This is a genomic window from Pseudomonas sp. TH04 (assembly GCF_016651355.1).
Taxonomy (GTDB): domain Bacteria; phylum Pseudomonadota; class Gammaproteobacteria; order Pseudomonadales; family Pseudomonadaceae; genus Aquipseudomonas; species Aquipseudomonas fluorescens.
Genome location: NZ_JAEKEA010000001.1, coordinates 5,874,159 through 5,889,722 on the forward strand (window position 1 = coordinate 5,874,159; position 15,564 = coordinate 5,889,722).

A 15,564-nucleotide genomic window follows, 5' to 3' on the forward strand; every position below is an offset into this window, starting at 1 on the left:
GATTTTGTCTCATGCGTAAACTGGACCGTACCGATATCGGCATTCTCAACGCCTTGCAGGAGAATGCCCGCATCACCAACGCCGACCTGGCCCGTTCGGTCAACCTTTCACCCACGCCGTGTTTCAACCGGGTCAAGGCGATGGAAGAATTGGGCCTGATCCGCGACCAGGTCACGCTGCTCGATGCGGATCTGCTCGGGCTGCATGTCAACGTGTTCATCCATGTCAGCCTGGAAAAGCAGAACGAACTGGCCTTGCAGCAGTTTGAAGGCGCGATCTCGAACCGCCCGGAAGTCATGGAGTGCTACCTGATGGCCGGCGACCCGGACTACCTGATCCGCGTGCTGGTGCCAACAATCCAGTCACTGGAACGCTTCATGATGGACTTTCTGACCAAGGTGCCGGGCGTGGCCAACATCCGCTCAAGCTTTGCGCTCAAACAAGTGCGCTATAAGACGGCGTTGCCGCTGCCGCCGGATGGTTTGATGGTCTGATTGAAGGTTGACGGCGGCGCTACCTTGTGCTGCCGAGTCATAGGTTGACTGTGTGCAGAGACGTTTCCATCTTTTTATTGAGGCTTATCAATATAACCTGAACTTTTATCTGAGCGTTCCAACGCACCTGCTAAGCTGAACTTTTAAATGGCGGGATACGTCATGGATAATCAGCAATTAATATGCCGTGCGCTCTACGACTTTAATCTAACTCAGCTTTCTATTGCCGCAGCGCTGGAAGATATGGCCGCGCTGATCGAAACGCTAAGTTGCCTGCCGCCGCCGATCAGTGCGTCATTGAAACGCCACCTGGAAACGGTCGGCCGAAACTGTGATCGCTCCTGTAATGCGATGTATTCGCTACTTAGTGAAGAGGCTGAAGTCGAGTGACCTAGCGGGTTGTACGCAAGGATTGGGCAACTTTGTTTGTTAGCTAAGTAACAGAAAAGTCTGAACGTTGTTTGCCGAAATAATAAATTTTTACGTGAGTGCTCACATATTTTTCACACATGACTACACACGATGGTAGCTATAGGCCACTTAACTAATAAGACCAGGCAAGAGGTGAGTAGATATGTCCATGAGATCCGTGAAGTTAAACCTCCGTGCCGCCCTTTGTTTTGGCGTCGTGTGCCTTCTGCTATTAATTCAGGGGGGCATGACGCTGGTAAAAGTCGATACCATTTATGCCTCGACGGTTGAAATTGAAACCAACTGGCTGCCGAGTGTTCGTCTGGCCGGGGAAATCGACTCGGCACTGTATAAGCTGCGCCTGGAGTTGCGCGGCTTTGCAATGGATGTGGTCATGAAAACTCAAGGCTCACCGGAGACAATCCAGAGCATCCGGGCCGACCTGACCAAGGTCACCGAGCGTTATGCGGCCATGGTGTCGAGTGCCGAGGAGCAGGCTAAATATGACGAGGTCCTCAGTGGTATTCGAAGTTACAACCAGCAGGTCGACGGCTTTCTTGCGCTCGCTGCCACTGGGGACGCTGCACGGCTCGCGGTCTACATGCATGACGTGCTGAGCCCCATCGCCGTAAAGGTACAGGGTTCGATCAGCGAATTGATCCAGTTCAACGAACGCGGCTCGCAGCAGGCCGTGCAGGTCGCCGCCAGCGAGCACACGGCGACGCGTCTGTTTACCTGGGGGCTGATGGCGGTTTCACTGCTGTTGGCCGTGGCAGTCGCCGGCCTGTTTACCCGCAGTATCATTAAACCGGTACGTGAATTGCTCGTATCGACCGCGAAGATCGCTGAAGGCGACCTACGCGTGGCGATTACCGTGGATGGCAAGGATGAGCTAACGGCGCTTCAGCAATCCACGGCGGCCATGCAGATGAACCTCAAGACCACCTTGCAGAACATCTCCGAAGCTTCCGGGCAATTGGCTTCGGCTGCCGAAGAGATGAGTTCGATTACCCGTGAGTCCAGCGCAGGTATTGAGCGCCAAAGCCAGGAAACCGATCAGGCCGCCACGGCGGTCAATCAGATGACGGCTGCCGTGGAGGAAGTGGCGCGCAATGCCGTTTCGGCCTCCCAATCGACCCAGGATTCCCAGCGCTCGGCGAAAATCGGCCAGGAGCGTGTCACGCAGACCATCGCTGCGATTGAAAAACTCAGCACCACGGTGCAGCAGACCGGTGTGGAAGTCGAAGGCCTGGCCAGGCAGGCGCAGGACATTGCGCGGGTGGTGGAAGTGATCCGTTCGATTGCCGAACAGACCAACCTGTTGGCGCTGAACGCCGCCATTGAAGCCGCACGCGCCGGTGAGCAGGGCCGCGGCTTTGCGGTAGTGGCCGATGAAGTGCGCGCATTGGCTCACCGGACGCAGACCTCGACGCAGGAAATCGAGCAGATGATCGCGAAGATCCAGACCTGCTCCAGCGACGCTGTCGCCTCCATGAATATGAACCGCAGTGAAGCGGTAGATTCATTGAAAATTGCGCACGAAGCCGGCCAGGCCATCATTCAGATCACCGAGGCCATTGCCGATATCAATGACCGAAACCTGTTGATCGCGACGGCCTCCGAGGAACAGGCGCAGGTGGCCCGCTCGGTGGATCAGAACCTGATCAGCATCCGTGACCTGTCGATCCAGAGTTCGTCGGCCGCCGGGCAGACCTCCATTGCCAGTCACGAGCTGTCGAAACTGGCGATGGATCTCAAGCACATCGTGGCCCGTTTTTCGATAGCCTGACGGTGCACGCAGTGAGGGCTGGCCTATGTTGAAACGCATTCCAGCGGCGCAAGCGATCTTGGGCATGTATATCCACAAACTCGAGGGTGCCTGGATCGAGCACGGTTTTTGGAAGAATCATTTTTTACTGGAGCGCACTGAGGACCTGCAACGCCTGCAGGCGTCGCAGGTTCAAGATGTATGGATTGACACGCTCAAGGGGTGCGACGTGGCCCCCGTTTTAGAGGCCACGGTGCAACCTGCACCCGCGCCGGCCAAGCCCCGGGAAGTGCTGACCCGCCACGAGATGAAGGCGGAAGTGGCCCGCGCGGTAAAGTTATGCGGGGTTGCCAAGCGTGCCGTTATCACCATGTTCGGGGAGTTGCGCATGGGCGGTGCGGTCGACCCTACGCAGGTGACCCAACTGGTGGACGACATCTCCCAGTCGTTGCTGCGACACCCCCATGCGTTGCTGAGCCTGGCCCGCCTGAAGACCGCGAATGAGTACACCTACATGCACTCGGTGGCCGTGTGTGGGTTGATGATCGCACTGGCGCGCCAGTTGGAAATGTCACCGGCCATGATCCAGGAAGCGGGTTTGGCCGGGTTGTTTCACGACGTTGGCAAAATGGTCGTTCCCGAGGCGATCCTGAGTAAACCTGGGGCGTTGACCGAGCTAGAGTTCGCCTCGGTGCGCGAGCACCCGGCGCAAGGCGCAGGCATGCTGCGCCAATGCCCACAGATCAGCGCACTGGTACTGGATGTGTGCTGGCATCACCATGAAAAATGCGATGGCAGCGGCTACCCGCACGGGCTGGTCCAGAACCAGATCAGCCTGTTCGCGCAAATGGGGGCTGTGTGTGACGTGTACGACGCCATCACCTCCGAGCGCCCCTACAAGCGCGGATGGGCACCCGCCGAGGCGATTCAGAAAATGGCCGAATGGAAAGGCCATTTTGACGAGAGGGTGTTTCAGGCGTTTGTGCGGTGCATGGGCATCTACCCGGTAGGCACCCTGGTGCGCCTGGAGAGCGGCCGTATCGGCGTGGTTATCGAACAAACCCCCACTTCACTGCTCACGCCGCTGGTAAAGGTGTTCTTTTCCGTACGCTCCCGTTTGCCTATTGCCCAGGTGGTGGTCAATCTGGCCAAGCAACCCGACAAGATTGTTGCGCGCGAGAGCGCGGAGGAGTGGGGCTTCAAGCACATCGACGAGTTGTGGTCGGGGCTCCCGCACCCCAAAGGGTCCTATTTCGATTAGCCGCTCACAGCTGATTCAACGGGATCTTCAGATAGACCACGCCATTCTCTTCCGCTGGCGGCATATGCCCCGCCCGCACATTCACCTGGATCGCCGGCAGCAACAGCGTCGGCATCCCCAATCCGGCATCGCGTTGGGTGCGCATCGCGACAAACGCCGACTCATCGACCCCATCATGCACATGAATATTCTCCGCCCGCTGTTGCGCCACGGTCGTCAGGCACTTGGCCTCACGGCCTTGCGGCGGATAGTCGTGGCACACATACAGTTCGGTTTCAGGCGGGAAGGCCAGCAGCTTGCGCATCGACGCATACAACTGGCGCGCATCGCCGCCGGGGAAATCGCAGCGGGCGGTGCCGACGTCGGGCATGAACAGGGTGTCGCCCACCAGGATCAAGCGGTCGTCGATCAAATACGCCATGTCGGCCGGGGTATGTCCGGGCACATGCAATGCCTGGGCTTTCAGGTGGCCGATATGAAAGATCTCATCCGGCGCAAACAAGTGGTCGAACTGCGAGCCATCGACGCGGAACTCCGGCTCCAGGTTGAACAGGTGCTTGAACACGCCCTGTACCTTGCTGATCGACTCGCCGATGGCGATTTTGCCACCCAGCGTACGCCGCAGGTAGGGCGCGGCGGACAGGTGGTCGGCATGGGCGTGGGTTTCCAGCAGCCATTGCACCTGCAAGCCATGCTCGCGCACAAAGGCGATGACTTTGTCGGCTTGGGCCGTATCCGTGCGCCCGGCCGCCGGGTCGTAGTTGAGCACCGAGTCGACGATGGCGCATGGGCCACCGTCGTTTTCATAGATGACGTAGGTGAAGGTCGACGATGCCTCGTCCAGAAAGGCTTGAATCAACGCTGGCATGGCGGCTGTCCCTGCTGAGGAAAAAATCATGAAGAAAATGTGGTTACAATCAGTTTACGATTACACATAATGTTTTGAGCTTAAGTGACGTAAAGGACCCAAGGCAAATGGAATCTACTCTGAGTGAGGGCGAAGTCGCCCAACTGCGCGCGTCGGCGTCCAAGGCCTGTTCCTTGCTCAAGGCGCTGGCCAATGAAGACCGCTTGTTGATCTTGTGCCAACTGACCCAAGGCGAGCGCAACGTCGGCGAGCTGGAAACCATGACCGGCGTTCGCCAGCCCACGCTGTCTCAACAGTTGGGCATTTTGCGTGACGAAGGGTTGGTCGCCACCCGTCGGGAAGGCAAATACATTTTCTACGGGCTGGCCAGCCACGAAGTGATTCAAGTGATGAAAACCTTGTCCGGGCTGTACTGCGGCGCGGTGATGAAAAGCTGGGCGTGACGCCATACGGCAGCGACCCTTGTGTGCACTGACTATAAAAGGCAAAAGACCATGACCGAGCAACACTGTGGCCCTACCATCAGTGGCGACATCGTAGTCATCGGCGGCGGCTCGGCAGGTATCGGCCTGCTGGCCAGCCTGCTCAAGCGCGACCCGCAGTTGAACATCCTCCTGATTGAACCGAGCGACCATCACAGCTACCAGCCGGCCTGGACCTTGGTGGGGGGCGGCGCGTATGACCTGAAAAAGACCCGACGCCCGCTGGCGGATGTGCTGCCCAATGGCGTCACCTGGGTGCAGGCCGCCGTTAGCGAATTGCTGCCCGACGAACACACCCTGGTGCTCGACAGTGGCCAGCGGGTCAGCTGGAACAACCTGATCGTGTGCCCCGGCCTGCGCCTGGCCTGGGAGAAAGTCGAAGGCCTGGCAGACACCCTCGGCCAGAACGGCGTCACCTCCAACTACAGCTATCAGCACGCTGCCTATACCTGGCAATTGGTACAGCAACTCAAGGGCGGCAAGGCGATCTTCACCCAGCCCGCCATGCCGATCAAATGCGCGGGTGCGCCGCAAAAAGCCATGTACCTGTCCTGCGATCACTGGCTCAAGCGCGGCCACCTGAACAACATCAACGTTGAATTCAACCTGGCGGGGGCGGCCCTGTTTGGCGTGGCCACCTTTGTGCCGCCGCTGATGAAATACGTCGAGAAATACCACGCGCACCTGGCGTTCAACTCCAACCTTGTCAAGGTTGATGGCCCCGCCCGCAAGGCCTGGTTCGAAGTCAAGAACGCCGAGGGCACTGTCACGGTTGAAGAGAAAACCTTTGACCTGCTGCACGTGGTTCCGCCGCAGGTTTCCCCGGACTTCATCCGCCAAAGCCCGCTGGCCGATGCTGCCGGCTGGTGCGAAGTGAACCCGCACAGCTTGCAGCACCTGCGCTACCCGCACATCTTCGGTCTGGGGGACGTGTGCTCTACCACCAATGCCAAAACGGCCGCCGCGGTGCGCAAGCAGATTGTGGTGGTCGCAGAAAACCTGCTGGCCCTGCGCAAGCAGGCGCCGCTGCCGCTCAAGTACGACGGCTATGGTTCCTGCCCGCTGACGGTGGAGAAGGGCAAGGTGGTACTGGCCGAGTTCGGCTACGGCGGCAAGCTGCTGCCGACCTTTCCATTGGACCCGACCCAGTCGCGCCGCTCGATGTGGTTCCTCAAGGCCACGTTGTTGCCGTGGTTCTACTGGAACGGCATGCTCAAGGGCCGCGAGTGGCTGACCCGCCTGAGCAAGGTGGATTAAATGCTGCTGGCGAGCATGTTGGGATTATTGATGGGCCTGGTCATGGGTCTGACTGGCGCGGGCGGTGGCATCCTCGCGGTGCCGGCGTTGGTACTGGGGCTGGGCTTGACCATGACCCAGGCGATGCCGGTGTCGTTGCTCGCCGTGGGGGCGGCGGCGGCGGTCGGGGCGATCCATGGGTTGCGTCACGGCCTGGTGCGCTACCGTGCCGCGTTGTTGATTGCGTTGCTCGGCGCGCTGTTTTCACCGCTGGGTGTGTTTGTCGCTCACCAGTTGCCGGAGCACCTGCTGATGGGGTTGTTCAGCGCGTTGATGGTGCTGGTGGCCTGGCGCATGTTGCGCCGTGAAAAGGTTGAAGCGGGCCCCAGTGACCACGGCGCGGCTTCGTGGGGCCAGAAGAACTGCATGCTGGATCAACAGACCGGGCGCCTGGCCTGGACCGCCAAGTGCACGGCCACTCTGGCTGCGCTCGGCGCGGTAACCGGCGCGGTGTCGGGCTTGCTCGGCGTGGGCGGTGGCTTCCTGATCGTGCCCGCGTTCAAGCAGCTCACCGATGTGCAGATGCGCGGTATCGTCGCCACTTCGTTGATGGTAATCAGCCTGATTTCGCTGATCGGTGTGGTCGGCGCGCTGCATGCCGGTGTCAGCATCGAACCCATGGGCTGGGTGTTTATCGGTGCGAGTATGGTCGGCATGGTGGCCGGCAGGCGCCTGTGTTCGATGATTCGTGCACGCACGTTGCAGGTGGGGTTTGCCAGCCTGTGTGGGGTGGTGGCGGTCGGGATGCTCATCAAGGCAACACTCTCACCCTGACTTGGAATACCGTCCAACTGTGGGCGCGTGTACACATGTGCCATGGCAAGATGAACGCCGCTCAGGTTTACTAGTCCCTGAGTAGTGGTTTACCGACCTTGCACGTCGGCTCATCAAGGTCACCGAATGGATAAATACACCCCCCACACCTGGCAGCCCCACGAGCGACCGAGCCTGCCCGGCTCGCCGTCGACGCCGCTGCACCCCACGCACAAGCGCTGGCTGTTTGCGCTGGTCGGCGTGCTGGTGGCGATTACCGGTGGGCTGGGCAATGCCCTGGTGATCGCCAACCTGCAATACCTGCAGGGTGCTCTCGGCGCGACCACCGCCGAGATGGCCTGGCTGCCCGCCGCGTATGTCATGACCAACGTGTGCATGAACCTGCTGCTGGTGAAGTTCCGCCAGCAGTTCGGTTTGCGTGCGTTTACCGAGGTGTTCCTGGTGCTGTATGCGCTGGTGACTTTCGGCCACTTGTTCGTCAACGACCTCAGTTCGGCCATTGCCGTGCGAGCGGCCCACGGCATGGTGGGGGCGGCGCTGAGTTCGTTGGGCTTGTACTACATGATCCAGGCGTTCCCGGCGAAGTGGCGCATGAAAGCCCTGGTGCTGGGGCTGGGCACCGCGCAGTTGGCGTTGCCGCTGGCGCGCCTGTTCTCCGAAGATTTGCTGCAAATCGCCGAGTGGCGCGGGCTGTACCTGTTTGAACTGGGCCTGGCGCTGATCTGCCTGGGCTGCGTATTTCTGCTCAAGTTGCCGCCCGGCGATCGCTTCAAGACCTTTGAAAAACTCGATTTCCTCACCTTCGGTATCCTCGCCAGCGGCGTGGCACTGCTCTGTGCGGTGCTGTCCCTGGGGCGTATCGACTGGTGGTTGGAAGCACCGTGGATCGGCGTGGCCTCGGCCTGTTCGCTGGTGCTGATCATGGCCGGCCTGGCCATCGAGCATAACCGCAAGAACCCGTTGCTGATGACCCGTTGGTTGGGCAGTGGCGTGATGATCCGCCTGGCGCTGGCGGTGGTGTTGATTCGCATGGTGCTGTCCGAGCAGTCCACCGGTGCCGTGGGGTTCATGCAGATATTGAACATGAGCTACCAGCAGATGCACACGTTGTATGTGGTGATGCTGGCCGGGGCGATTGCCGGGCTGGTGGTCAGTGCGCTGACGATCAACCCGGCCCACTTGCTGATGCCGTTGATCATCTCCCTCGCGCTGATGGCCACGGGCTCGGTGATGGACAGCTTCTCCAGCAACCTGACCCGCCCGCAAAACCTTTACATCAGCCAGTTCCTGCTAGGCTTTGGCGGCACCTTCTTTCTCGGGCCGACCATGGTGCTGGGCACGAAAAACGTGTTGACCAACCCGCGCAACCTGGTGAGTTTCTCGGTGATGTTCGGCATTTGCCAGAACCTGGGCGGCCTGATTGGCGCGGCCTTGCTGGGCACCTTCCAGATCGTGCGCGAGAAATACCACTCTAGCATGATCGTCGAGCACCTGACCCTGCTTGACCCGCGTGTAGCCGCACGGGTACAGAGCGGCGGCTCGGCCTATGGCGGCGTGATCGCCGACCCGGAACTGCGCAACCTGATGGGCATCCGCAGCCTGGCCACGGCGGCCACGCGTGAAGCGAACGTGATGGCCTACAACGATGTGTTCATGCTGATCGCGATCATCGCGATCCTCACCATGCTCTGGATCTTTATCCGCAGTCTGTGGCTGATAAGTACCACCAAGACCGCAGCCCCTCCCGTTCAACCCAGCGGCGTTACTTCATGACCGAACCGACCACCAGCACCACGACCACCACTAACGCCATCGCGTCCACCCCCGAAGGCAGCACGCCGCCGGGTGCATCGGTCACCGAGCCGCGCTCGTTGCGGGTACGCATCATCTCGTCGCTGGGCTTTGCCGCAATCGCCATCGTCGGTGTGTTGATCGTGCTGTATGCCTGGCAGTTGCCACCGTTCAGCAGCGCGGTGGAAACCACCGAGAACGCGTTGGTGCGCGGGCAGGTGACGATTATCGGCCCGCAACTGAGCGGCTATGTGTATGAAGTGCCGGTGCAGGACTTCCAGTTCGTCAAGGCCGGCGACCTGTTGGTACGCCTGGATGATCGCATCTACAAACAGCGTCTCGACCAGGCACTGGCGCAACTGGCCGTGCAGAAAGCTTCATTGGCCAACGTGGTGCAGCAACGCAACAGCGCCGAAGCGACGATCAAACTGCGCCAGGCCGCACTGGTGGACAGCCAGGCCCAAGCGCGCAAAAGCACTGCCGACCTGCGCCGCAATGAAGCGCTGATCAGCGACGGTTCGGTGTCCAGGCGTGAGCTGGACGTGGCCCGCGCCGCGAATGCGCAGACCGTCGCAGCGGTCGCCCAGGCACAGGCCAGCCTGGACATCGCCCGGCAGGACCTGCAAACAGTAATCGTCAATCGCGGTTCGTTGGAAGCTGCGGTGGCAAGTGCCGATGCGGCCGTGGAACTGGCGCGTATCGACCTGGCCAACACCCGCATCATCGCGCCGCGTGACGGGCAACTGGGGCAGATTGGCGTGCGCCTCGGCGCCTACGTCAACTCCGGCGCGCAGTTAATGGCCCTGGTGCCACCCCAGTTGTGGGTGATTGCCAATATGAAAGAAACCCAGATGGACAATGTGCAGGTTGGCCAGCCGGTGACCTTCACCGTGGATGCGCTGAACCATCGCAAGTTTCACGGCACGGTGCAGCATATTTCCCCGGCGACCGGGTCGGAGTTCAGCCTGTTGCAGGCGGACAATGCCACCGGCAACTTTGTGAAGATTGCCCAGCGGGTGCCGGTGAGGATTACGGTTGACCCCGGCCAGGCCGAGATCGAGCGACTGCGGCCAGGGTTGTCGGTGGTGGTGAGTATCGACACGGCAGGGCGCCTGAAAAACACCCCGCCCTGACACGCACGTGTGGCGGCGGGCTTGCTCGCGAAGGCGCTGTGTCAGTCGCTGGGTGTGTCAGCGATCCACGGCATTCGCGCGCGCACCCGCTTCCACCGTTGGATGGTAGTCGAGGCTGAAATCGAGTTGGATTGATTGGCCGTGTTCTAACAGTCTGAGGCCGGGCCGCCCCGGCAGATGATGGGCATTTACCGGGTGGCTCACCGGCTCAATGCAAAAGAACCCCAACCCCGGCGGGCAGTACAGCAGGAAGTAATCGGCGCCGGTCGCCCGGCATTCCAGCGTATACCCCAACTCCGGCTGCTCAATCCGGCAATGCCCGTCCCATTGGCAAAACCCATTGTCCACCAGGCCTGCGGGCAGCGTTTTTGAGCGCGTGAAGTCCCAATCCTGCGGTATCGGCGCCAGCCCGGTCGGCAGCTTCGACGCATCACTCAACCACACCTGCTTCGCCCTGGCCTGTAACCGTGTGCCTGGCTGACGCGGCAAGTAGGGATGCAAGCCCAAACCGTGCCACGCCGCATGCTCAGCCAGATGCGTGACGCGCAACGCGATGCTCAGCTCACCATTATTCAAGCGAAACCGCTGCTCGGCGCGGTAGGCGAACGGTGTGTCGCACACTGATTCGAGCACCACTTCATCCGCCGTCTGGCTGAGCACCTGCCACACCTGTTGCCAGGCTGAGCCATGGATCGGCAGCGGATCGGTAGGGCTGTTGGGCGTCAGGCCCAGCCAGCCGGTGGGGTTGTCAAAACCGCCTTGGGCGATTCGGTTGGACCAGGGCGCCAAGGGATAACAGCCCAGCTTGCCCGGCAAACCGCTGTTCAGCGCATGCTCATCCGTGTGTCGCAACAGCGGCTGCCCGGTGGCGCGCACACGCCAGTTGACGATGCTGCCGCCCACGGCCGGAGCCAGGGTGAGCTGGGTGAGGTTATCTTCGAGTTCAATCAGCATCGCAGTCCAACCCACTAGAGGGCAAAGGTCGGTTCGGGCAGGCCCTGCACGCCAGGGTTCAGGGCGAATACGCCACCGGCCAGCGACTGTTCACTCTGGTCGTCACGGATCGAGGTGACGAACAACGTGTCCAGGCGGCTGCCGCCAAAGGCGCACATGCTGGGTTTTTTCACCGGCACGCTCAGGGAACGGTCGAGGCGCCCTTCGGGGGTGAAGCGGTGAATCAGCCCGGCGTCATTGGCGCAGCTCCAATAGCAGCCGTCGGCATCCACCGCTGCGCCATCGGGGCGCCCGGGGTACTGCTGCATATCGACAAACACGCGGCGATTGGATGGCGTGCCGGTTTCGATGTCGTAATCGAAGGCCCAGACCTGCTGCACCAGCGGATGGGAGTCCGACGCGTACATCGTGCGGCCGTCAGGGCTGAAGGCCAGGCCATTAAGGGTGATAAAGCCGCTCAACTGAGCCTGCGGCGCCGCACCTGAGGCGTAGCGGTAAAGGCTGCCCTCGGCCGCGTTCAAGCCCATGTTGAGCACCATGCTGCCGGCCCAGAAACGGCCCTGGCGATCACAGCGGCCATCGTTGAGGCGCATGTCCGGGCGCGGGTGCTCGACACTCGCCAGCAGCGTGGTGTCGAGGCTGCCATCGTTGTGCGGGGTGAGTTGGAAAAAACCGCTTTCCATCCCGGCGAGCCAATTGCCCGCGGTGGTGCGGGCGATGCACGCAAGCATTTGCGGCGCTTTCCAGGCGGCGATGTGGCCGGTCGCGGCGTTCCAGCGTTGCAGGCCGCCGTTGGGGATATCCACCCAATACAGCGCGTTTTCCTGCGGCACCCACACCGGGCACTCGCCCACGGCATTGCGGGCGTCAACAATCAATTCAGCACTCATGGTCACTCATTCCCTTGGGTTGCTGTGCGGTCAGTCACCGAACGGTCCCGCCGCGCAGAATGCGCCGCCTTGATAGCGTTTCGCCGGGTCATCGGCAGCGACGGGTGGCAGCGTTTCGACCTGCGCCCGGAACACTTCGGAGGTGTCCTTGGGCGCATAACCCAGGTGCGCGGCGTAGCGGTTGTCCCACCAGGTGTCGAGGTTATCCGACATGCCATAGACCACGGTGTGGCCGACGTTCGGTGTGTACAGCGCGCGTTCGAGCAGTTGAGTCAGGTCATCGAAACTCAGCCAGGTGTGCATCATCCGGCGGTTTTGCGGCTCGGCGAATGAGGAGCCGATGCGGATGCTCACGGTCTCGATGCCATAGCGATCAAAGTAGAAACTCGCCATGTCTTCACCGTAGGACTTGGACAAACCGTAGTAGCTGTCCGGGCGGCGCGGCGAGTGTGCGTCGATGGTTTCGCCTTGCTTGTAGAAGCCGATCACATGGTTGGAACTGGCGAAGATCACGCGCTTCACACCCTGGCGGCGGGCGGCTTCATAGATATGGAAAATCCCGCAGATATTGGCGCCGAGCACGTCTTCGAACGAACGCTCTACCGAGACGCCGCCAAAATGCAGGATGGCGTCGACGCCTTCTACCAAATGGTGCACCGCTTGTTTATCGGCGAGGTCGCACGGCTGCACTTCTTCGCCGGCATCGATGGCCGGGGCCATGTCGGCGATGTCCGACAGGCGCAGCACCTTGGCGTAAGGGCGCAGGCGTTCGCGCAAGACTTTACCCAGGCCGCCGGCGGCACCGGTGAGCAGCAGGCGGTTGAAGGGAACGGGTACGTTTGTAGGGGGGGTCATGAGGGTTCCATTATTGTTGTAGGTTGTCGTATGACTTGGTGGAAGTATCGTTTTGCATTCCCTGCGTTGTCAACGTTCTTCCTGATGACAAGTGACTCATTGTGGGCGCTGGCTTGCGATGGTGGTCGGTCAGTTGATAGTGCGGTTACTGATACACCGCTATCGCAGGCAAGCCAGCTCCCCCATTGACCGAGTTACAACAAGGAAATCGGGTAGCTGATAAAGAGCCGATTCTCATCAAATTCATTGTTGCTGAAATCCCGACGCAGGGTCGAGTTCCTCCAGCGCACGTTCAGGTTCTTCAACGCACCGCTTTGCACGGTGTAGGCAAGTTCCGATTCGCGCCCCCATTCCTTGCCATCCGTGATCGCGCCGGTGTGTACGTTACTGCCGCTGATATAGCGGTTCATCATGGTCAGCCCGGGAATACCGAGCACCACGAAGTTGAAGTCATGGCGCACTTGCCAGGATTTTTCCCTGGCGTTGTCATAGCTGGAGTTGTAGCTGTCGTTGGCCAGGGTGCCGCCGCTGGTGCCATTAACCCTCATCCACAGGCTGTCACCGGTCAGTTTCTGCACGCCCACATAGAAGGTGTTGCCGTTGTATCGGGCCGAGAGCAAGGCGGAGAGGGTCTTGTTGTTCAGGTCACCGGCCAGGGCGCTGCCGTCTTCCTTGCCATTGAAGTAACCGAGGTTGGCGCCCAGGGTCCAGTCGCCTATGGGCTGGCTGTGCGTCAGGTTGAAAAACTGTTGCTGGTAGATATCGCTCAGTTCGGCGTACCACACGCCGACTTGGGTGCGTTTGTTGTTGAAGCTGTATTCGCCGCCGGCAAAATTGAAACGGTTGGAGGTGAACGCGGCTTTGCCGTTCATGAACATGTCTTCCATGCTCGCATCGTTACGCGGGCTGTTACCGCGAAACTGCCCGCCATAAAGGGTCATCCCGGCGATTTCATTGGAGGTAACCTGTCCCCCGCGAAAGGTCTGGGGCAGGGACCGGCCATCATCGGAGCGCAAGATCGGCAGCACCGGCATCCATTCGCCGACTTTCAATTCGGTCTTCGACAGTCTGGTTTTCAGCGCCACGCCCAGGCGTCCGAAATTGTCGGCGGGGTGCCCGTCACGGCCGATAGGTAACAGTTGCGTGCCCCCGGTGCCTTTACCGCCATCGAGCTTCTGCGAATACAGGCCCAACACATCAAGCCCGAAACCGACGGTGCCTTGGGTGAAGCCGGATTTTGCATCGAGGATGAAGTTCTGCGTCCACTCTTCTGCCTTGGCCTGAGGATAGGTCGGGTTGGTGAAGTTACGGTTGAAGTAGGCGTTGCGCAGGTTAAGTGTGGCCGTGGCGTCATCGATAAAACCGTCGGCCTGGGCGTTGAGGGGCAGGGTGACTGCCAGGCTGCTGAAGCCGATAAGACCGAGACGCGAAGAGAAAGGGCGGGCGAATTGACTCACAGTGAGGCTCCGTTTCGTTTGTTGTTTTTATTATTTGTCGTACGTCGTCGTACAACATTTGGCGAGATATTTGCGAGGTTTTCGGGGAGTGTCAAGCAGAAGTTATACGATGACTATGCATGAACGCTCTGAGTTGGGCGCGTCCGTGTGGGAACGGGTTTGCTCGCCAAAGCGGCGTAGCCATCGCCAGGTGTATGGCCTGATCTGCCACATTTGCGAGCAAGCCCGCGCCCGCAGGTCATCGAGTGGGACTTGAACGTGCGGTGAACTCAGCCGGCCATCACCATCGGAGGAAGGGTGCCAAGGAGGGAAACAGCGGCGACTGCACAAACGCCTAACAGCCATTCCAGCATCACGCTGGCTTTCAGACTGCCCAGCCGTTGCTCGCCATGCTCGATGCGTAGTCGGTTCAGCAGCGCCAGCGCCAACATGCCCAGCACCAGCAGCACTTTGATCAACAGAATCAGCGCAAAGCCGGTGAACAACGGCGTGGGCCATAGCTGCCCGGTCAGCACGCGCACATTGATCAAACCCGTCACCAGCAGGCCGGCGACCAGGCCGTAACCCACGCCGCTGAAGCGTTTGAGGATGGCTTGCAGTGCGTGCGTCGGCGACTGCCTGAGGATCAACACCAGCAACAACAGCCCACCGAGCCAGGCACCGACGCATACCAGGTGCACCACCTGATTCAGAATCAGCAATTGCCCGCTCAGCCCATTGAGCATGGCGCCATGGCCAACGGGGGCCAGCGTCGCCAGCAGCAGTGCGCTCAACGGCAGGCGCAACAGCGGCCAGGGTTTGATCAGCACGATGACCAGCAGCAGGTTGAGCAATAAATGCCAGACCCACACCTGGCCGAAAAAGGTTTTGCCCAGCACCAATTGCACGGTTGCCGGTTGCAGGGCCGCCTCCCAACTGCCGGCCATGCTGGCGGTGATTAACAGCAACCAGGCCACCCCGGAGCCCAGCCCCAGGCCTGCCAAGGCACGGTGGATGCGCAGCAGTTGCCGGTCCAGTGTCGGCTGCGGTTCAGCGCCCAAGAGCCAGGGCCTGAACACGCAGGCCCCGAACATCAACAGCACGACGATGAAATGCAGGAAGCGACACAGCACCAGCAGGGTCGCCATGGG

The 15,564-nt window shown here is 60.5% G+C and carries 15 protein-coding genes; 9 read left to right on the forward strand and 6 right to left on the reverse strand.

Annotated elements, in window-relative coordinates; genetic code table 11:
* Nucleotides 1-11 precede the first annotated feature (11 nt).
* The 4 genes from JFT85_RS26515 to JFT85_RS26530 all read left to right on the forward strand — a co-directional run bounded on the left by JFT85_RS26515 (nucleotide 12) and on the right by JFT85_RS26530 (nucleotide 3,934).
* Complete coding sequence (locus JFT85_RS26515) at nucleotides 12-494, forward strand: Lrp/AsnC family transcriptional regulator (RefSeq protein ID WP_053256983.1); 483 nt, start codon at nucleotides 12-14, stop codon at nucleotides 492-494.
* A gap of 162 nt (nucleotides 495-656) precedes the next feature.
* A complete protein-coding gene (locus JFT85_RS26520) occupies nucleotides 657-884 on the forward strand; it encodes a hypothetical protein (protein ID WP_084375795.1) in 228 nt (75 codons plus the stop codon).
* A 184-nt stretch (nucleotides 885-1,068) separates the two neighbouring features.
* Nucleotides 1,069-2,694, forward strand: coding sequence for a methyl-accepting chemotaxis protein (locus JFT85_RS26525; protein WP_201230708.1), 1,626 nt, complete (start codon nucleotides 1,069-1,071; stop codon nucleotides 2,692-2,694).
* Between the two features lie 25 nt (nucleotides 2,695-2,719).
* Complete coding sequence (locus JFT85_RS26530; protein WP_053256980.1) at nucleotides 2,720-3,934, forward strand: HD-GYP domain-containing protein; 1,215 nt, start codon at nucleotides 2,720-2,722, stop codon at nucleotides 3,932-3,934.
* Between the two features lie 4 nt (nucleotides 3,935-3,938).
* Here JFT85_RS26530 and JFT85_RS26535 read toward each other — a convergent pair whose 3' ends face one another.
* Nucleotides 3,939-4,802 (reverse strand): MBL fold metallo-hydrolase, encoded by an 864-nt coding sequence (locus tag JFT85_RS26535; protein ID WP_053256979.1) that lies wholly within the window; start codon nucleotides 4,800-4,802, stop codon nucleotides 3,939-3,941.
* Between the two features lie 107 nt (nucleotides 4,803-4,909).
* On the opposite strand from JFT85_RS26535, the gene JFT85_RS26540 reads away from it, so the two are divergent.
* The 5 genes from JFT85_RS26540 (at nucleotide 4,910) to JFT85_RS26560 (ending at nucleotide 10,278) form a co-directional block, all read left to right on the forward strand.
* Nucleotides 4,910-5,245, forward strand: coding sequence for an ArsR/SmtB family transcription factor (locus tag JFT85_RS26540; protein ID WP_053256978.1), 336 nt, complete (start codon nucleotides 4,910-4,912; stop codon nucleotides 5,243-5,245).
* Between the two features lie 51 nt (nucleotides 5,246-5,296).
* Nucleotides 5,297-6,541 carry an NAD(P)/FAD-dependent oxidoreductase gene (locus tag JFT85_RS26545; RefSeq protein WP_053256977.1) on the forward strand — a complete coding sequence of 415 codons (1,245 nt, stop codon included), beginning with the start codon at nucleotides 5,297-5,299 and terminating at the stop codon, nucleotides 6,539-6,541.
* Complete coding sequence (locus tag JFT85_RS26550; protein ID WP_053256976.1) at nucleotides 6,542-7,354, forward strand: sulfite exporter TauE/SafE family protein; 813 nt, start codon at nucleotides 6,542-6,544, stop codon at nucleotides 7,352-7,354.
* Nucleotides 7,355-7,480: 126 nt separating this feature from the next.
* The gene (locus tag JFT85_RS26555) at nucleotides 7,481-9,127 is read left to right on the forward strand and encodes an MFS transporter (RefSeq protein ID WP_053256975.1); all 1,647 of its coding nucleotides are present in this window, start codon (nucleotides 7,481-7,483) and stop codon (nucleotides 9,125-9,127) included.
* On the forward strand, nucleotides 9,124-10,278 hold the full coding sequence (locus JFT85_RS26560; RefSeq protein ID WP_053256974.1) for an HlyD family secretion protein: 1,155 nt from the start codon (nucleotides 9,124-9,126) through the stop codon (nucleotides 10,276-10,278). Before JFT85_RS26555 ends, JFT85_RS26560 begins: the two co-directional genes overlap by 4 nt.
* A 57-nt stretch (nucleotides 10,279-10,335) precedes the next feature.
* Here the strand turns inward: JFT85_RS26560 and JFT85_RS26565 are convergent, their stop codons facing one another.
* The 5 genes from JFT85_RS26565 to copD all read right to left on the reverse strand — a co-directional run bounded on the left by JFT85_RS26565 (nucleotide 10,336) and on the right by copD (nucleotide 15,561).
* Nucleotides 10,336-11,232: an aldose 1-epimerase gene (locus JFT85_RS26565; protein ID WP_201230710.1), complete on the reverse strand. Its 897-nt coding sequence runs from the start codon at nucleotides 11,230-11,232 to the stop codon at nucleotides 10,336-10,338.
* Nucleotides 11,233-11,246: 14 nt separating this feature from the next.
* Nucleotides 11,247-12,122 (reverse strand): SMP-30/gluconolactonase/LRE family protein, encoded by an 876-nt coding sequence (locus tag JFT85_RS26570; RefSeq protein ID WP_201230711.1) that lies wholly within the window; start codon nucleotides 12,120-12,122, stop codon nucleotides 11,247-11,249.
* Between the two features lie 30 nt (nucleotides 12,123-12,152).
* Nucleotides 12,153-12,977 (reverse strand): NAD-dependent epimerase/dehydratase family protein, encoded by an 825-nt coding sequence (locus JFT85_RS26575; RefSeq protein WP_201230713.1) that lies wholly within the window; start codon nucleotides 12,975-12,977, stop codon nucleotides 12,153-12,155.
* 194 nt (nucleotides 12,978-13,171) lie between these two features.
* Nucleotides 13,172-14,434, reverse strand: a complete 1,263-nt coding sequence (locus JFT85_RS26580; protein WP_201230715.1) for an OprD family porin — start codon at nucleotides 14,432-14,434, stop codon at nucleotides 13,172-13,174.
* 269 nt (nucleotides 14,435-14,703) lie between these two features.
* Nucleotides 14,704-15,561: a copper homeostasis membrane protein CopD gene (gene copD, locus JFT85_RS26585; RefSeq protein ID WP_169875246.1), complete on the reverse strand. Its 858-nt coding sequence runs from the start codon at nucleotides 15,559-15,561 to the stop codon at nucleotides 14,704-14,706.
* Between the last annotated feature and the right edge of the window lie 3 nt (nucleotides 15,562-15,564).